The following is a 17,116-nucleotide window of genomic DNA, read 5'->3' as shown; positions in this document are numbered from 1 at the left end:
CATCGTTTCGTGTCAGGGTGTGCGCGGTAGAGTGTCGATCCGAAGCACGACATTCGAAAGGACTCGAAGTGACGTACATCATCACGCAGCCCTGCGTCGACGTGAAAGACCTGGCCTGCGTTGAGGAGTGTCCCGTGGATTGCATCTACGAGGGCAACCGGATGCTGTACATCCAGCCCGACGAGTGCGTCGACTGCGGTGCCTGCGAGCCGGTCTGCCCGGTCGAGGCGATCTACTACGAAGACGACGTGCCGGCCGATCAGAAGGTGTTCTACGACGTCAACGTGAACTTCTTCGACTCCATCGGTTCGCCCGGCGGTGCGGCCCGGCAGGGTCCGATCGACGCCGACCACCCCTACGTGGTCGACCTGCCGCCCCAGGGCGAGTGAGCGTTCACGACCGCAGCCTGCCCGACTTCCCCTGGAACACTCTGGCGGGCGCCAAGCAACGCGCCCACCAGCATCCGGACGGCATCGTCGACCTGTCCGTCGGCACCCCGGTCGACCCCACCCCCGAACTGGGGCAGCGGGCCTTGATCGAGGCCGCGAACGCGCCCGGCTACCCGACGGTGTGGGGCACCCCCGAGTTGCGTGCCGCGATTCGTGGCTACCTGACCAAGCGCTGGGGCGGCGTCGAGCTGACCGACGACTCGGTGCTGCCGGTGATCGGCACCAAAGAGTTCGTCGCTCAGTTACCGTTTCTGCTGGGGCTCGGTGAAGACGATCTGGTGGTGATTCCCGAGATCGCCTACCCCACCTACGAGGTGGGTGCCCGGCTGGTCGAAACCTGGGTGTATCCGTGCGACGACCCGAACAGAATCGTGGCCGAGAACCCGGCGCTGGTCTGGATCAACTCGCCGGCCAACCCGCACGGCTCGATCATGTCGCCCGAGCAGTTGGCCGACTGGGTGCGCTACTGCCGCGAGCGTGGTTCGGTGCTGGCCGCGGACGAGTGCTACGGCGAGTTCGGGTGGACCGCCGAGCCGGTCTCGATTCTGCACCCCAGCGTCAACGGGGGGTCGCTGGAGGGGCTGTTGGCATTGCACGCGCTGTCGAAGCGTTCGAACGCGGCCGGGTACCGGGCGGGCTTCGTCGCCGGCGACCCCGACCTGGTCAGCGACCTGCGCGAGGTTCGCAAGCATGCCGGCGGCATGGTGCCGGCGCCCGTGCAGGCGGCCATGACGGCCCTGCTGGGCGACCAGCAGCACGTCATCGAGCAACGTGAGCGCTACCTGCGCCGGCGCGAGGCACTACGCCCGGCGCTCGAGGCGGCCGGTTTTCGCATCGAGCATTCCGAGGGCTCGCTGTACCTGTGGTGCACGCGCGACGAACCGTGCCGCGACAGCGTCGACTGGCTGGCCGAGCACGGCATTCTGGTGGCCCCTGGCGACTTCTACGGCGCCTTCTCAGACCAACACGTCAGGGTGGCGCTCACCGCCACCGACGAGCGCATCGCGGCCGCCGTTGCTCGCCTCACCTTCTGAGCCGCTCTGCTGATCGCTGGCCGAGCCTGTCGACACACCCTGCGGCTGAGAGGGGCTTTCGACGAGCTCAATCAGCGAGCCTGATCATGCGGCGTACAATGGTCACGAGGTAAACCTGTGCCCACGCCACAACCCACATGCCCGATCAGAGTCGGCGAGCCCTGCACGCTGTGCTACCCGGGGGCGGACGGCCCGCACAACTGCGGCCTGGTGTACCTGGTGAAGAACGATCCCGATCTGGCCGACGAGTGGGCCAGGCACCGTCGTCGTGAGTCGAAGCGGCGCCGAGCCGAACGCTGACGTTCCGGTGAACCGACCCCGATCAGCCGCCCCTGTCACGTGCCGAACGACACCGTGACGATCGAACCGGTGCCGTTGCCCGTCCACGGCGCGAGGGACGAAGTGTCGAGGGCCCAGTCGGCCCCACCGAGCGTCACTCGCGCAACGCCGTAGGCGTCGGAATAGGCAACGGCGAAAGCGGCCGCCGCCCACGCGCGCTGCTGGGTGCTGCCCTGCACGATCAGGCCCTTCTCGGTGCGCGTCACCTTCACCTCGCCGGCCAGGGCTTTGCGCATCAGCGCCGTCAGCCCCGCGGCATCGGCCTTGGCCGGTGAGCCGGCCTTGCAGGTCAGGCCGCCCGGCTGCACCCCGGTGAGTGCCGCGGCCAGCGCCTGGGCCTTGCTCACGTGCTTGCGGTAGGCGTCGGGGTGGGCGCTGCGCTGCACCTTCTGGGCCACGTCGTTGATGTCGTCGGTGCGCCAGTTCTTCACCCCGAGCAGGGCGTCGTAGAACTTGCCCGAGCTGTAGTAGGGATCCATGATCTGCTTGATCGTTCCCCAGCCCTTACTGGGGCGTTGCTGAAACAGCCCGATCGAGTCGGCGTGCCCGTAGTCGAGGTTGCGAATGCCCGACTCTTGGTACGCGGTCGTGAGTGCGATGGTGACGGCCCGCGCCGGCAGGCCGCGGCGCAGGCCAACGGCGCTGATGATCGCGGCGTTGTGCGCCTGTTCGAGGGTGACCGTGACACTGGCACCGTTCGCGCCGGCCTTGCACTGGTCGTCGAGCGGCTGGGGCGTCTTGGTGGCCCCTGACCACAGCGCCAGGGCACCCCACACCAGCCCGCACACCACGGGTACGACGGCGAGAACGAGCAGAACGCGCGGCCAGTTCGGACGCATCAGTTCGCGTGCAGGGCCGCGTTGAGCTCGAACGAGCCGCCGACCTTTGGACGCACCTGCACCGCGCCGGTCAGCGAGTTGCGAATGAACAACAGGTTGCTGCGGCCCGACAGTTCGCGCGCCTTGACCACCGTGCCGTCGGGCATCGTGACCTTCGTGCCCGCCGTGACGTACAGGCCCGACTCGATCGTGCAGTCGTCGCCGAGCGAAATGCCGAGGCCCGACTCGGCGCCCAGCAGGCAACGCTCGCCGATGGTGACCATTTCTTTGCCGCCGCCCGACAGCGTGCCCATGATCGACGCGCCGCCGCCGATGTCTGATCCGTCGCCCACGATCACCCCGGCCGAGATGCGGCCCTCGACCATCGAGGTGCCCAGGGTGCCCGCGTTGTAGTTGACGAAGCCCTCGTGCATGACGGTCGTGCCCGGGGCCAGGTGCGCCCCCAACCGCACCCGGTCGGCGTCGGCGATGCGCACGCCGGACGGAATCACGTAGTCGACCAGCCGAGGGAACTTGTCGACGCCGAACACGGTCACGTGCCCGCGGCTCAACCGCAGCGCGACGCGCACCTCATCGAATCCCTCGACGGCGCAGGGGCCGGCCGAGGTCCACACCACGTTGGGCAGCACACCGAAGATGCCGTCGAGGTTCAGCCCGCGCGGTCGTACCAACCGGTGGCTGAGCAGGTGCAGCCGCAGGTAGGCGTCAGAGGTGGACGCCGGCGGCGCGTCGAGGTCGATCTCGACCAGCACCGCTTCGGTGTGCACGCCACGGTCGGGGTCGTCCACCTGGCCGGCGACGATGTGCTTGGGCAAGGGGTCGGCGGCCGCCGGGCCGAGCTGCGGGGCCGGAAACCAGGTGTCGAGGACCTGGCCCGAGGTGTGCACGGCGGCCAGCCCCCAACCCCAGGCAGAGCGGGTGTCGGTCATGCGCGCCAGCGTACCGGGCGGCTCCGACAGCCCTCGCGCGCGTGCCGTCGCGGTTTGCGTTGCCCACAGCTCGTCCACTCAACTGCCTTCGTGACACGTCACTGCCTGCACGCGGGCAGCTACGTGTCACAAGGGCAGTTACGTTGCCGAGAACCGCCGCTCGTCGGATGTGGTCGTGCAGCGTTTGAGTCAGTGTCGCTCGGCCATCGGCTCACGTCATGACGGCCGGGCGTCGGGGTCTGGGCAACCAGCCGCGGGCGAGGTCGACAGGCGTCCAACCGGGTCTCGACAGGCTCGACCGGCGACTGTGAGCACTAGGGTCCTGGGCATGAGTCTCGACCCGCACGGCGACCTCGTCGTGCTCCTTCGCGCCCTGGTTGACGTCGAGTCGGTCAGCGGCAATGAAACCGCCCTCGCCGACCAGGTGGAGTCCGCCCTGCAGGGCCATGAGCACCTCGAGGTGCTGCGCGACGGCGACACCGTGATCGCCCGCACCCACCTCGGCCGGCCCGAACGGGTGGTCATCGCCGGTCACCTCGACACGGTGCCGGTCGCGGGCAACCTGCCGACCAGCCTCGCCGGCGATCGCGTCTACGGCCGCGGCACGTGCGACATGAAGGGCGGGGTGGCGGTGATGCTCGCCGTGGCCGTGGCGGCCACCACGCCGCCACGCGACCTGACCTGGATCTTCTACGACCATGAAGAGGTCGAGGCGTCGGCCAATTCGCTCACCCGCATCGCGTCCGAGCGCCCCGACCTGCTGGTCGGCGACTTCGCGGTGCTGATGGAGCCGACCAGCGCCAAGGTCGAGGGCGGCTGCCAGGGCACCCTGCGGTTCACGGTGACCACGAAGGGCAAGGCGGCACATTCGGCGCGCGCCTGGATGGGTCACAACGCCATTCACGACCTGGCTGAGGTGCTGGCCGTGCTGCGTGACCACGAGCCCGAACAGCCCGTGGTCGACGGACTGCGCTACCACGAGGGGCTCAACGCCGTCGCGGTCACCGGGGGCATCGCGGGCAACGTCATACCCGACACCGCCACCGTTTCGGTGAACTACCGCTTCGCCCCGCACCGCAGCCTCGCCGACGCGGAGCACTACTGCCGTTCGCTGCTGCCCGACCACGACCTCACCTTCACCGACGGCGCCGCCGGCGCCCGGCCGGGTCTGGACGTACCCGCGGCCGCGACGTTCGTCGACGCGGTCGGCGGTGAACCGTCGGCCAAGTTCGGCTGGACGGACGTCGCCCGCTTCTCGGCGCTCGGCGTGCCGGCGGTGAACTTCGGGCCCGGCGACCCGTCCAAGGCACATGCCGACGACGAGTTCTGCCCGATCGACGAGCTCTACACGTGCCGTGACGCGCTGTTGCGGTGGCTCGACCGGCCCGCCTGAGGCGTCACGCAGCCGGTGTTGAGCTGGCGACGCGTCCGCGCCAGGGGAGGAGGCGGACGCTCGCAGTTCAGTGTGCCGACCCGGGGGATCGGATCATCAGCGACGTCTCGTCCAATTCGCGGGTGCACCCGTCGGGTGCCCGGCTGTTCAGGCATGCCCGCGGGGGGCTTGCTGTTCGCCGCCGTTGCGGTGACGGCCGTCGCCACGGCGGCCGCCTCGTTGTGGGTGTCGCTGGCCGCGATCGAGCGCGACCCCAACCTGTTGCCACCGGGCGATCAATCGATCGCTTCTGCCGACACGTCGATCAACGTGCTGCTGATCAGCGCCGATGCGGCCAAGAGCGCCGACGTCGCCGATATCGTGACGCTGCTGCACATCGACGCCGACCGGCGTGACGTGCAACTGATCGACATACCTCGCGAACTGGCGATCACCGGTTCGGCGGCCGAGCCCCGCGTACTGGCCTACGTGTACACCGACGACGGTGCTGCGGCGACCGTCGAGGCGGTCGAGCAGACCGTGGGCATTCGTGTGCAGCACGTCGCCCTCGCCTCGTTGAGCGGAACGTCGCGGCTGATCGACCTGCTGGGCGGCGTGCCGGTCGACAACCCGAGCGATGCCGCCAGCGGTGGCTTCGTGTTCCCCCGCGGCGAGATCACGCTGTCGGGCGACGAGGCACTGGCCTACACGCGCGAGGGGGTCGCCGCGGGGGAGTTCGACCCGGCGCACCGCCGGCAACTGGTGCTCACCGGCATCGTCACCCGGTTGGTGATCAGCGGCGCGATGGTCAACCCCGGCACGGCCCGGGCGGTGCTCGATCAACTGGCCACCGTTGTGGTCGTCGACAGCGGCCTCGACAACCTGCGGCTGATCGATCTCGTCGTCGACCTGCACCGCAAGCTGGCCGTGCGCACGCCCACCACGATCAAGCTGCCGACCGCGGGCTGGGGCACGTCGCCGTCCGGTCGGCGTTACGTGGTCGCCGACGTTCCGCGCGTCGCCGCGTTGGCGCAGGCGATCAACACCGACACGGTGCACGCGTGGCAGCAGCGTCGCTGACAGGCGGGTGGCCGAGGGTGAGTCGATGGTGGCTACGCTGACCGCGTGACCAGACGCACCCGCACGCAGGGCCCGGTGATTCGCCGCGAGGCGCAGGTTCAACAGACCACCACCGATCAACGCCTGCTCGCCGGCAAGGGCGACACGGGCTGGGTGCACACCGACCCCTGGCGGGTTATGCGCATTCAAGCCGAGTTCGTCGAGGGCTTCGGCACGCTGGCCGAACTGGGCCCGGCGGTCGGGGTGTTCGGCTCGGCCCGCACCAACAAGGGAACCCCGATCTGGCAGGCCGGCGTCGAGATCGGACGCGCCCTCGCCCAGGCCGGTTTCGCGGCGATCACCGGCGGCGGGCCCGGCATCATGGAGGCGGTCAACAAGGGCGCCGCCCAGGCCGGGGGAGTCTCGGTGGGGCTCGGCATCGAACTGCCGTTCGAGCAGTCGCTGAACAAGCACGTGACGCTCGGCATCAACTTTCGCTACTTCTTCGCCCGCAAGGTGATGTTTCTGAAGTACTCCCGCGGTTTTGTGGTGATGCCGGGCGGCTTCGGCACCCTGGACGAGATGTTCGAGGCGCTCACCCTGGTGCAGACCCGCAAGGTCACCTCGTTTCCGATCGTGCTGTTCGGCACCGAGTTCTGGACTCCACTGCTGGGTTGGATCCGCGAGACGGTGCTGGCAGAGGATTACGTCTCAGAGGCCGACCTCGACCTGCTCACCGTCACCGACAGCGTCGACGAGGTGATCCGAGCGGTGACGCAGACGCCGGGCCGCACCGCGGGCACGTGAAAGAATGACGGGCATGCAGTGGGTGCTGTGGATGATCGCGGTGGCGATTCTGGGGCTGGCCGCGGTGGCGGCGTCCGGACGGCTGGGCGAACTGCCCGCAACGGTGACCGACACCCCCCGGCCGCACGTGCCGCACGGGCTGTTGATCGGTGACGACCTGCGCGGGCTGCGCTTCGCCGTGGTGCCGCGCGGCTATTCGATGGAGCAGGTGGACGAACTGCTCGACCGGCTGGCCCGCCAACTCGACGGCACCCGTGGCGGGCAGCCCGGGCCGGTGTCGTCCGAGCATGATCCCGAGCGCACCGGTTCGGTGACCGAGGTCGCCGAGTCTGAACCGTCGATTGTCGAACCCAGCGCGTCAGAGCAGCAACCCCAAGCGGCGACACCCACGGTGAAGACGGCGCCGGCGGAGTCGCAACCGAATGTGTCGCAAACGGCTCCGAGCGCGTCGCAGCCCGGCTCGTCCGATGCTTCCGACGCGCGGCCGGAGCGTCTGGAATAATGGACGGGTAAGTCCCCAACCAGAACTGAGGGTGAGCAATGGCAGCAATGAAGCCGCGTACCGGCGATGGGCCCATCGAGGTCGCCAAGGAGGGTCGCGTGATCGCCATGCGCATCCCTGCCGAGGGTGGCGGCCGTCTGGTCATCGAAATGAATGCGGCCGAGGCGGCAGAACTCAAAGAGGCCCTGAACGGCGTCGTGAATCCCGCCTGATCGACTCATAAAAGCCGACGAAACCGAAAGGGCCCCCGGGTTGTCCGGGGGCCCTTCGTCGTGTCGGTGAACGTGACGCGCGACCGCCTTTATCGAGGTAGCCGCCTTTGTGACACGTGACTGCCCGCGTGCAGGCAGCTACGTGTCACAAAGGCAGCTACGTGAATGGTCGTGGACGTGGCGCACCGCCGTCCGCGGTGCCCGTTCGGTGTGCCCGCCTCAGGAGTTGTGCCTGGCGATCGCCTTCTCGTACACGTCCACGGTCTCTTGGGCGATCTTCTCCCAACTGAACTCGTCGATGCAGCGCTGCCGGCCGGCCAGGCCCATCTGCCGCGCACGGTCACGATCGCGGGTGAGTTCGTTGACCTTGTCGGCGAAGGTGGCCTCGAAGTTGTCGACGAACGCCGGGTCCTTGGCCTGCTCGGGGTCATAGGGCACCAGCAGGCCGGTGTCGCCGTCGACGACCACCTCAGGAATGCCGCCGACGGCCGAGGCCACCACTGGAATCTCACACGCCATGGCTTCGAGGTTCACGATGCCGAGCGGCTCGTACACCGACGGGCAGGCGAACAGGGTCGAATGCGTCAGCACCTGGCGCACGGACGCCCGCGGCAGCATCTCTTGCACCCATTTGACGCCGTTGCGCGACTGGTTCAGTTCTGCGAACGCACCGTCGAACTCGGCCGCGATCTCGGGGGTGTCGGGGGCACCGGCCAGCAGCAGCACCTGGGTGTCGGGGTCGAACTGCTGGGCAGCCCGCACCAGGTGAATCAAGCCCTTCTGCCGGGTGATGCGGCCCACGAAGGTGACGATCGGCTTGTCGCGGTCGATTCCGAGCGCGTCGATCACGTCGGTGTTGGGATCGGGCTTGAACTCCTCAGGGTCGATGCCGTTCTTCACCACGTGGATCTTGTCGTCGTCGACAAACGGGTAGGCCTGCTTGATGTTCTTGATCATGGCCGCCGACACGGCGATCACGGCGTCGGCCTGGCCGTAGGCGGTCTTCTCGATCCACGAACTGACCCGGTAGCCGCCGCCGAGCTGCTCCACCTTCCACGGCCGGTCGGGTTCGAGCGAGTGGGCGGTGACCACGGTGGGCACGTTCTGAAACTCGCCGCCGATGATGCCGGCGAACTGGGCGTACCAGGTATGGGAGTGGATCACGTCCACCTCGGGAATCGCGGCCGCCATGGCCACGTCGGTGCCGAGGGTGCGCAGGGCACCGTTGGCGCCGGGTGGGAACGTCTCGGGGTGAGCCGTCGCGCCTTCGCGCGGCTCGCCCATGCACTGGACGTCCACCGATTCGCAGAACTTGCGCAGTTGCGGAACCAACTGCGCCACGTGCACGCCGGCGCCGCCGTAGATGGACGGGGGGTATTCGCGGGTCAGGATGGATACACGGAGTGACATAGGGGGATCGTGGCACACCGGTACCCCTCGCGCACCCCCTCCGCAGAGAACCACGCACAGCCGGGCACGAAACCAGCGAGTTTCTGGGTGGATCACCCGAACGGGTTGAGAATTTCATCGAGTTCTACTGTCACCGGCAACCGGTGGGGCCTATGTTCGGATCATGAGCAAACCGAGCGTCCTCGCCATCGTTCTGGCAGGCGGCGAAGGCAAGCGACTCATGCCACTGACGGCTGACCGCGCCAAGCCGGCCGTGCCCTTCGGGGGCACCTACCGGCTGATCGACTTCGTCCTGTCGAACCTCGTCAACTCCGACCTGCGCAAGATCTGCGTCCTGACCCAGTACAAGTCGCATTCGCTCGACCGGCACATTTCGGTCACGTGGCGCATGTCGACCCTGCTGGGTGCCTACGTCACCTCGGTGCCGGCCCAGCAGCGCACCGGCAAGCAGTGGTTCCAGGGCAGCGCCGATGCGATCTACCAGTCGATGAACCTGATCAACGACGAAGACCCCGACTACGTTGTGGTCTTCGGCGCCGACAACATCTACCGCATGGACGTGTCGCAGATGCTCGACCAGCACATCGAGTCGGGCCTCGACTGCACGGTGGCAGGCATTCGAGTGCCGCGCTCTGAGGCGACCGCCTTCGGCGTGATCGACGCCGACGAGAACAACAAGATCAAGACGTTTCTCGAGAAGCCGGCCGACCCGCCGGGCCTGCCCGACAGCCCGGATGAGTCGTTCGCGTCGATGGGCAACTACATCTTCACCCGCAAGGCGTTCGTCGAAGCCTTGAACGACGACGCGGCTCGCGACACCAAGCACGACATGGGCGGCAACATCGTGCCCGACTTCGTGGGCGCGGGTCGTGCCGGGGTGTACGACTTCACCAGCAACGACGTGCCGGGGTCGACCCAGAAAGACCGCAATTACTGGCGCGACGTCGGCACCATCGCCGCTTACCACAACGCGCACATGGATCTGGTGTCGGTCGAACCCGAGTTCAACCTGTACAACCGCAAGTGGCCGATGTTCACCGACCAGGTGCAGGCGCCGGGCGCCAAGTTCACCTTGCGCGGCAACGCCGAAGACTCGATCGTCAGCGCGGGTTGCATCATCTCGGGCGGTGACGTCGACCGTTCGGTGCTGTCGCCGAACGTCCGTGTGCACAAGTGGTCCAAGGTCGAGGAGTCGATCCTGTTCCCCGGTTGTCAGATCGGACGCAACGCGGTGGTGCGGCGGGCGATTCTCGACAAGAACGTGCATGTGCCCGACGGCGTCGAGATCGGTGTCGATCCCGAACACGACAAGGCTCGCGGCTTCTACCACGAAGAGGGCATCACGGTGGTGCCGAAGAACTTCCCGATTCCGAGTCCCTGAGCCCAAAGGACGCGACCCCGGGACGAGTGGAAACACTCGGCCCGGGGTTTAGTCCGTTCGAGGACGCGGGTCGGCACGAGAGCGGTCGCGTGCAGGGGTGAGATCCCGGCGTTCGCCGGGATGACGGGGTGTAGCCGGTCGTCATCCCGGGCTTGACCCGGGATCTGAGACTCGACCAGAGCGCAGGGGGAGATCGCGGCGTTCGCCGGGATGACGGAATGGAGCAACTCTCGCCCGGAGAAGGCAAGTGTGAAGCGGACTGGGCGGCACCCCGTCCGGGTAGGCGGGCGTGAGGCGGCTCGTCGGCCAACAACGAGACGGATTCGACGCAGAGGAGTCGGCCGACGAGCTCCGCTTGGGCGGGACGGGGTGCCGTCCGGTCCGCGGAGCGGAACTTTGACGAAGGAGCGCAGCCCAGAACCAAACGTGCAACAACGTCGACAAGAGAGAGATCCCGGCGGTCGCCGGGATGACGAAGGGGGGCCTGATGACGAAGGGCGCGGGTGCGACGGTCTATGCCATCGTGACGGGCGAAGGCGTCCGCTCAGGCCTTGACGGCCACCAGCAGCCCGTCGCCGACCGGCAGCAGGGTGGCGGTGAAGTCGTCCATCTCTTGCACGGCCTGCAGCGACTCGCGAATGATCAGCGTTTCGTCGTCTTCGTTGGCCTCGTCGGCGATCAGGCCCTTCCACAGCGCGTGGTGCAGCACCAGCACACCGCCGGAGCGCAATAGCCGTTGCGCCTGGGCGACGTATTCGACGAACTCGAGCGGATCGCCGTCCACCACCACCAGGTCGTAGGCGCCGTCGCTCAGCTTGGGCAGCACGGTGAGCGCCGAGCCCGCGATCAGCCGCACCCGTCGGGTCGGAATGCCCTCGGCGGCGAAGATCTGCCTCGCGGCCACCTGGTGCTCGTTCTCGAGGTCGATGCTGGTGAGAATGCCGTCGGGTGCCATGCCGCGAATCAGGGCCAGACCCGACACGCCGGCGCCGGTGCCGATCTCGACCACCGCTCGGGCGTGCATCAGTTTGGCCAGAAACGTCAGCGTCGACGTGACGCCCTGGCTGGCCGAACCAAGGGCGAGTTGGCGGCTCGCAGCCCGGGCCAGGCGCATGGTGTCGTCGTCGGCGATGAACGACTCAGAGAACGCCCACGAGGGCGACGGGGTTGAGGTCGCCTTGGCGGCCGAACGCGATGCAGGAGTCACGGGGCAACCCTAGCGAATACGCTCCCGGCGCCGCCGGGTGCCCAGGCATCAGGCGACCCATCCGTCTACACTGCGGCCATGCCCCAGCCTCCTTTCGGACGTCTGATCACCGCGATGGTCACACCGTTCGGCCCCGACGGGGCCGTCGACCTCGATCGAGTGCGAAAGCTGGCGGGCCACCTGGTGGACGCCCAGAACCACGACGCCCTGGTGATCAACGGCACGACGGGGGAGTCGCCCACCACCACCGATGCCGAGAAGTCCGACTTGATTGCCGCGGTGGTGGCCGAGGTCGGCGATCGCGCGAAGGTGCTGGCCGGGGTGGGCACCAACAGCACCCGGCACACGATCGAACTCGCCAAGCAGGCCGAGCAGGCCGGCGCCGACGGGCTGCTGGTGGTCACGCCCTACTACTCCAAGCCCCCGCAGGACGCGCTGCTGGCCCACTTCACCGCCGTCGCCGACGCCACCCAGCTGCCCGTGATGCTCTACGACATTCCGCACCGGTCGGGGGTGCCGATCGAGACCGCCACCTTGATCGAACTGGCCGCCCACCCGCGCATCGTCGCGGTCAAAGACGCCAAGGGCCTATTGGTGGCTTCGAGCACGGTCATCGCGGCCACAGAGTTGGCGTACTACTCCGGTGATGACGCGTTCACGTTGCCCCTGCTGAGCGTGGGCGGGGTGGGGGTGGTGGGCACGTCCACCCACTTCACCGGGGCGCGCACGAAGACCATGATCGAGAAGTTCTTGGCCGGTGACCTGGCCGGCGCCATCGCCGACAACCAGTCGCTGCTGCCGGTGTTCACCGGAGTGTTCGCCACCCAGGGCTGCATGCTGGTGAAGGCCGGCCTGGCCGCGCGGGGCTTCGGCCCAGCTGTGGTGCGCCAGCCCCTGTTGCCGGCGTCCGACCAACAAGCGGCTGCGTTCGTCGCCCTGCTGGACGCCGCCGGCCTGTAGCCGGGCCGGGCGAAAGACCCGGGGACGGGTCTCGGTTGCCGCCCGCGTGAACCGAAAACTCGCAACCGCCCATGGGGGACCGCTCACACCTACAGTCACCGAGGCCCTCATCGTGACGTGGAATCGGGTACTGGTTGGGCGCACTAATGTGTGCTCATGGACTTCAACGCGGGCGAGGTGATTCTGCTGCTCGTGTTCGCCATCGTGTTGTTCGGCCCCGAGAAGCTGCCCGAGCTCGCCCGCAAGTCGGCCCGGCTGCTGCACTACTTTCGCCGCATCGCCAACGACGCGCAGGGTCGGCTGCGGCAAGAACTGGGGCCCGAGTTCGCCGATCTGGAACTGTCCGACCTGAATCCCCGAAACTTCGTCGCCAAACACCTCGGGGCCGACGCCGCGGCCGATCTGGACGACGTGGCAAAAGAACTCAAGGGCGCCCGCACCAGCATCGACGAAGCACTGCACGCCAGCGGCACGTCCAGCATTCCCGACGGCGACGCCGTCGAGGTGCCGGTGCCGGCTCCGCGGCCCACACCCTTCGACACCGAAGCGACCTGAGCCGCACACCGGGGCGAGTACGCGCTACCGTTCCCAGGTGAGCTCAACGTCGTCCATCTTCGTGTCGCGCATCAAGGGACTTCCCCTGCTCGACACCGCCGGCGACCAGGTCGGCAAGGTTCGTGACGTCGTGCTGCAGAACCGGCCGGGCAAGCGCGCGCCGCGGGTCAAGGGTCTGGTGGTCGAGCTGTTCGCTCTGCGCCGCATCTTCTTTCCCATGGTGCGGGTGCATTCGATCGACGCCAATCAGGTGATCATCTCGGGCGTGGTCAACACGCGTCGGTTCGAACCACGCGAATTCGAGAATCTCGCCATCGACGATCTGTTCGACCGCACCGTGTACCGGCGGGGCAACGATCAGCCGTTCATCATCTACGACCTGGCAATCCGTCAGGTGCGGCCGCGGGATTGGGAGCTGTCCGAGGTGGCGCTGCGCGACCAGACCCGGCGGCGTCCGTTCGCGAAACCGCACGTGCAGATCGTGGCGTGGAGCGAAGTGCCCGATTTTGCGCTGATTCCCGGTCGTAGCGCCGATCAGGTGCTGGCAGAGTTGCAGGAGATGAAGCCCGCCGATGTGGCCCGTGAGCTACACGACATGGACCCGCAGCGCCGTGCTGAGGTCGTGCAGGCGATGGACGACGAACTGCTGGCCGAGGCGCTGGAGGAACTGCCCGAAGACGAACAGGTCGAGGTGATCCAGTCGCTCGAGGCCGAGCGGGCCGCCGACGTGCTGGAAGAGATGGACCCCGACGACGCCGCCGACCTGATCGCCGAGCTGGCGCCCGAAGTGGCCGAGGACATTCTCGAGCGCATGGAGCCCGAAGAGGCCGAGGACGTCCGATCGCTGCTCAGTTACGACGCGGCCACCGCCGGCGGTCTGATGACGCCCGAGCCGGTGATTCTGGCCCCTGACGCCACCGTCGCCGACGCGCTGGCGATGATGCGCGACGAGGAACTGACCCCGGCCCTGGCGTGCCTCGCGTTCGTGTGCCGTTCGCCGCTCGACACCCCGACGGGACGGTTCCTGGGTGCGGTGCACATTCAGCGGCTGCTGCGCGAGCCGCCGTCCACCCTGGCGGCCGCGTTGGTCGACAAGGGCATCACGCCGTTGCTGCCCGACTCGAACATCGCGTTGGTGTCGCGCTACTTCGCCACCTACGACCTGGTCTGTGCGCCGGTGGTGGACGCAGACGGACGGCTGTTGGGTGCGGTCACCGTCGACGACGTGCTCGACCACATTCTGCCCAACGACTGGCGGGGCGTTCAGCTCGACCAACTGCGGCAGGGGGTGTAGCCGGTGTCGAGCAGCGATCGTCTGAGCACGCCGGGGCGGGAGCGCCGGCTGCTGCCGAAGGTGCGAATGGACTCGGAGGTTTTCGGTAGTTTCGCCGAAGGGTTCGCCCGGTTCATGGGCACGGCCAGCTTTCTGATCTGGATGACGGTGATCATCGTCGCCTGGATCGCGTGGAACGTCTTCGCGCCCGCCGCATGGGCGATCGACCCCTTTCCGTTCATCTTCTTGACCCTGCTGCTGTCGTTGCAGGCCTCGTACGCGGCCCCGTTGATTCTGCTGGCGCAGAACCGGCAAGAGGCCCGCGAGCGGGTCAGCCTCGAACACGACCGCGAGGTGGCCGCTCAGGCCCGGGCCGACACCGACTTCCTGGCCCGTGAGATCGCAGCCCTGCGCATGCGCATCGGCGATCTTGCCACCCGCGACTTCATTCGCAGCGAGTTGCGCGACCTGCTCGAAGACCTCGACCGCGGTGACGACAAAGACGGCAAGGAGCCGCGTCCGTCCCGCTGACACCAAATGGGGACGGTTCTCTTTTTGGCTCAGGGGACGGTTCTCTTTGTGGCTCGGCCGAGTCCCCTGCCTTGCTGACCTGCGTTCGGGGACGGGGATTGTTGCGCCGACTGAGCACGCGGGAGTGAGCCAGAAGTAGAACCGTCCCCTGAGCCAGAAGTAGAACCGTCCCCGATCTGGCTCAATCCGGCTCAGCTGATACGGCATACCCGTTCGGGACGACCCCTGCCGCCGGAGTAGGGTGAATCGCATGCCCGATAACGAACTGCTCGACGCCGTCCGCGAGGCGCTGGCCGGGGTGGTCGACCCTGAGATCAAGCGTCCGATCACCGAACTCGGCATGGTCGAGTCGTTGAGCATCGACGACGACGACGTGGTGTCGCTGACGGTACTGCTCACCATTCCCGGCTGCCCGATGAAGAGCACGATCGAGCATGACGTCACCGCGGCCGTCACCGGCGTGTCGGGTGTGGGTGGCATCAACCTCACCCTGGGCGCGATGAACGACGAGCAGCGCGCCGAGATGAAGCGTCAACTGCGCGGCGGCGTCGCCGAGCGCTCCATTCCGTTCGCCGACCCCAACAACCTCACCCAGGTGATCCTCGTGGCCAGCGGCAAGGGCGGCGTGGGCAAGTCGTCGGTGACGGTCAACCTCGCCATGGCACTGGCCGAGCGCGGCAAATCGGTGGGCGTACTCGACGCCGACATCTACGGTCACTCCATTCCGCAGATGCTGGGCGTGGCCGAGTACAGCCCCACCTCGCTCGACGGCATGATCCTGCCCGTGCCCACCATGGGCCTGAAGGTGATCTCGATGGGCATGCTCAAGGCCAGCCGCGACCAGGTGATCGCCTGGCGTGGGCCGATTCTCGACCGCGCCCTGCACCAGTTGCTGTCGGACGTGTTCTGGGGCGACCTGGACTTTCTGCTGCTCGACCTGCCGCCCGGCACCGGCGACGTCGCGCTGTCGCTCGGCCAGAAGCTGCCCAACGCCGAGGTGCTGGTGGTCACCACACCGCAGCAGGCGGCCGCCGAAGTGGCCGAACGGGCCGGCACCATGGCGTCGATGATGGACCAGAAGGTGATCGGCGTGGTCGAGAACATGAGCTACCTCGACGTCGATTGCCCGCACTGCGGCGAATCGCACCGGGTGGACGTGTTCGGCACCGGTGGCGGCGCCGAGGTCGCGTCGACCCTCACCACACGACTGGGCTACGACATTCCGCTGCTGGCCGAGGTGCCGCTCGACCCGTCGGTGCGGGTGGGCGGCGACGACGGTTTTCCGGTGGTGGTGGCCGACCCGTCGCGGCCCGGCGCGGTGGCCCTGAGCGGCCTGGCCGACACGCTGGCCGCACGACGCCGTTCACTGGTCGGACGAAACCTGAACCTCACCCCAGTGGGCTGATCGGGGTCGAGACGGCAGCGGCGAAGTACAGGTGGTCGCGCACCGAGCGCTGACCGCCTTCGCCGTCGCGCTGACCAGGCGCAAGCCCCGGTGGCGGCTGAGCTAGTGCTGTTTTCGCTGGTCGAGCTGGTCGACACCCGTTGTTGCCAGGGTTTCGACCAGGTCAACCACCGACCCGCACGTTGAGCAGCCACTCCCCAAAGGCCAGCCGAGCAGCAGCTACGAAGGCGAACGCCGGGTCGCCGCAGGGTGCGCCGGCGCACCCGCCGCTGATCGCAGAACGAGGCCCGCACCCTGTGGCGGTGCGGGCCTCGTCGTCTGCGGGGGCGGGTGAGGGGCAGTTCAGAGGCTGGGGTCCTCGGGTACTTCGAACTCGGTTTCGCCCAGCTCTGGCCGCACGATCAGCACGTCGCACGACACCCGCCGGGTGACCTCTTCTGCGGTCGAACCCAGCAGCCGGGTGGCCAGGCTGGTGTCGCGGACGGCGCCCAGCACGATCAGTTCGGCGCCGTGATCGTCGGCCACGTCGATCAGGGCCTCGGCCGCCTCGCCGTCCACCAGCAGTGCCCCGGTGACGGTGGCACCCTCGTCGGCGGCCACCTGAACGGCGGTGCTGAGCGCTTGGCCGGCCGCGGTGCGTCCGAGCACCTGACCGGTTCTCGAATCGCCGCCCAGGGTGGCGACGTTCTTGGCCTCGTCACGGCGCGACAGCGTCGAGTAGGCGCAGACGATCACCAGGTCGGCGTCGTCGTGTTTGGCCAGCCAGGCGGCTCGTCCGACGGTGGGTTCGGCCAGCGCCGAGCCGTCGGTGCCCACCACGATGGTGCGGTAGTCCTTCATTGTCATGGCAGC

19 protein-coding genes are annotated in these 17,116 nt (G+C 67.9%); 14 read left to right on the top strand and 5 right to left on the bottom strand.

The window, feature by feature from the left end:
- Positions 1 to 68: 68 nt before the first annotated feature.
- From fdxA to MPLG2_RS11680, 3 genes are all read left to right on the top strand, one after another.
- Positions 69 to 389, top strand: a complete 321-nt coding sequence (gene fdxA, locus MPLG2_RS11690) for a ferredoxin (protein WP_105186276.1) — start codon at positions 69 to 71, stop codon at positions 387 to 389.
- On the top strand, positions 386 to 1,483 hold the full coding sequence (gene dapC, locus MPLG2_RS11685) for a succinyldiaminopimelate transaminase (protein ID WP_105186275.1): 1,098 nt from the start codon (positions 386 to 388) through the stop codon (positions 1,481 to 1,483). The genes fdxA and dapC overlap by 4 nt, the downstream gene beginning before the upstream one ends.
- A gap of 117 nt (positions 1,484 to 1,600) precedes the next feature.
- Positions 1,601 to 1,783: a DUF6767 domain-containing protein gene (locus tag MPLG2_RS11680; RefSeq protein ID WP_105186274.1), complete on the top strand. Its 183-nt coding sequence runs from the start codon at positions 1,601 to 1,603 to the stop codon at positions 1,781 to 1,783.
- 35 nt (positions 1,784 to 1,818) lie between these two features.
- Here the strand turns inward: MPLG2_RS11680 and MPLG2_RS19755 are convergent, their stop codons facing one another.
- Positions 1,819 to 2,661: a hypothetical protein gene (locus MPLG2_RS19755; RefSeq protein WP_105186273.1), complete on the bottom strand. Its 843-nt coding sequence runs from the start codon at positions 2,659 to 2,661 to the stop codon at positions 1,819 to 1,821.
- Complete coding sequence (gene dapD, locus MPLG2_RS11670) at positions 2,661 to 3,590, bottom strand: 2,3,4,5-tetrahydropyridine-2,6-dicarboxylate N-succinyltransferase (protein WP_105186272.1); 930 nt, start codon at positions 3,588 to 3,590, stop codon at positions 2,661 to 2,663. The genes MPLG2_RS19755 and dapD overlap by 1 nt, the downstream gene beginning before the upstream one ends.
- Positions 3,591 to 3,918: 328 nt before the next feature.
- On the opposite strand from dapD, the gene dapE reads away from it, so the two are divergent.
- The 5 genes from dapE (at position 3,919) to MPLG2_RS11645 (ending at position 7,542) form a co-directional block, all read left to right on the top strand.
- Positions 3,919 to 4,983, top strand: a complete 1,065-nt coding sequence (dapE, locus tag MPLG2_RS11665) for a succinyl-diaminopimelate desuccinylase (protein ID WP_105186271.1) — start codon at positions 3,919 to 3,921, stop codon at positions 4,981 to 4,983.
- A gap of 153 nt (positions 4,984 to 5,136) precedes the next feature.
- The gene (locus MPLG2_RS11660) at positions 5,137 to 6,042 is read left to right on the top strand and encodes an LCP family protein (protein ID WP_105186270.1); all 906 of its coding nucleotides are present in this window, start codon (positions 5,137 to 5,139) and stop codon (positions 6,040 to 6,042) included.
- A gap of 45 nt (positions 6,043 to 6,087) precedes the next feature.
- Complete coding sequence (locus MPLG2_RS11655) at positions 6,088 to 6,828, top strand: LOG family protein (protein ID WP_105186269.1); 741 nt, start codon at positions 6,088 to 6,090, stop codon at positions 6,826 to 6,828.
- 13 nt (positions 6,829 to 6,841) lie between these two features.
- Positions 6,842 to 7,330, top strand: a complete 489-nt coding sequence (locus tag MPLG2_RS19025) for a DivIVA domain-containing protein (protein WP_197709925.1) — start codon at positions 6,842 to 6,844, stop codon at positions 7,328 to 7,330.
- Positions 7,331 to 7,368: 38 nt separating this feature from the next.
- On the top strand, positions 7,369 to 7,542 hold the full coding sequence (locus MPLG2_RS11645) for a DUF3117 domain-containing protein (RefSeq protein ID WP_105186268.1): 174 nt from the start codon (positions 7,369 to 7,371) through the stop codon (positions 7,540 to 7,542).
- Positions 7,543 to 7,761: 219 nt separating this feature from the next.
- Here MPLG2_RS11645 and glgA read toward each other — a convergent pair whose 3' ends face one another.
- A complete protein-coding gene (gene glgA / locus MPLG2_RS11640; RefSeq protein WP_105186267.1) occupies positions 7,762 to 8,952 on the bottom strand; it encodes a glycogen synthase in 1,191 nt (396 codons plus the stop codon).
- A gap of 163 nt (positions 8,953 to 9,115) precedes the next feature.
- On the opposite strand from glgA, the gene glgC reads away from it, so the two are divergent.
- Positions 9,116 to 10,333 (top strand): glucose-1-phosphate adenylyltransferase, encoded by a 1,218-nt coding sequence (glgC, locus tag MPLG2_RS11635; RefSeq protein WP_105186266.1) that lies wholly within the window; start codon positions 9,116 to 9,118, stop codon positions 10,331 to 10,333.
- A gap of 544 nt (positions 10,334 to 10,877) precedes the next feature.
- On the opposite strand, the gene MPLG2_RS11630 is transcribed toward glgC, so the two are convergent.
- On the bottom strand, positions 10,878 to 11,447 hold the full coding sequence (locus tag MPLG2_RS11630; protein WP_105187639.1) for an O-methyltransferase: 570 nt from the start codon (positions 11,445 to 11,447) through the stop codon (positions 10,878 to 10,880).
- A 171-nt stretch (positions 11,448 to 11,618) separates the two neighbouring features.
- On the opposite strand from MPLG2_RS11630, the gene dapA reads away from it, so the two are divergent.
- The 5 genes from dapA (at position 11,619) to MPLG2_RS11605 (ending at position 16,264) form a co-directional block, all read left to right on the top strand.
- Positions 11,619 to 12,500 carry a 4-hydroxy-tetrahydrodipicolinate synthase gene (gene dapA / locus MPLG2_RS11625; protein WP_105186265.1) on the top strand — a complete coding sequence of 294 codons (882 nt, stop codon included), beginning with the start codon at positions 11,619 to 11,621 and terminating at the stop codon, positions 12,498 to 12,500.
- Between the two features lie 156 nt (positions 12,501 to 12,656).
- On the top strand, positions 12,657 to 13,055 hold the full coding sequence (locus tag MPLG2_RS11620) for a sec-independent translocase (RefSeq protein ID WP_105186264.1): 399 nt from the start codon (positions 12,657 to 12,659) through the stop codon (positions 13,053 to 13,055).
- 37 nt (positions 13,056 to 13,092) lie between these two features.
- Complete coding sequence (locus MPLG2_RS11615; RefSeq protein WP_105186263.1) at positions 13,093 to 14,349, top strand: magnesium transporter MgtE N-terminal domain-containing protein; 1,257 nt, start codon at positions 13,093 to 13,095, stop codon at positions 14,347 to 14,349.
- 3 nt (positions 14,350 to 14,352) lie between these two features.
- Positions 14,353 to 14,859 (top strand): DUF1003 domain-containing protein, encoded by a 507-nt coding sequence (locus MPLG2_RS11610; protein WP_231935639.1) that lies wholly within the window; start codon positions 14,353 to 14,355, stop codon positions 14,857 to 14,859.
- A gap of 250 nt (positions 14,860 to 15,109) precedes the next feature.
- On the top strand, positions 15,110 to 16,264 hold the full coding sequence (locus MPLG2_RS11605; protein ID WP_105186262.1) for an Mrp/NBP35 family ATP-binding protein: 1,155 nt from the start codon (positions 15,110 to 15,112) through the stop codon (positions 16,262 to 16,264).
- Between the two features lie 342 nt (positions 16,265 to 16,606).
- On the opposite strand, the gene MPLG2_RS11600 is transcribed toward MPLG2_RS11605, so the two are convergent.
- Positions 16,607 to 17,110 carry a universal stress protein gene (locus MPLG2_RS11600; protein WP_105186261.1) on the bottom strand — a complete coding sequence of 168 codons (504 nt, stop codon included), beginning with the start codon at positions 17,108 to 17,110 and terminating at the stop codon, positions 16,607 to 16,609.
- Positions 17,111 to 17,116 lie beyond the last annotated feature (6 nt).

This window comes from Micropruina glycogenica (assembly GCF_900289045.1).
Taxonomy (GTDB): domain Bacteria; phylum Actinomycetota; class Actinomycetes; order Propionibacteriales; family Propionibacteriaceae; genus Micropruina; species Micropruina glycogenica.
This window is presented reverse-complemented; position numbering and strand designations above follow the sequence as displayed.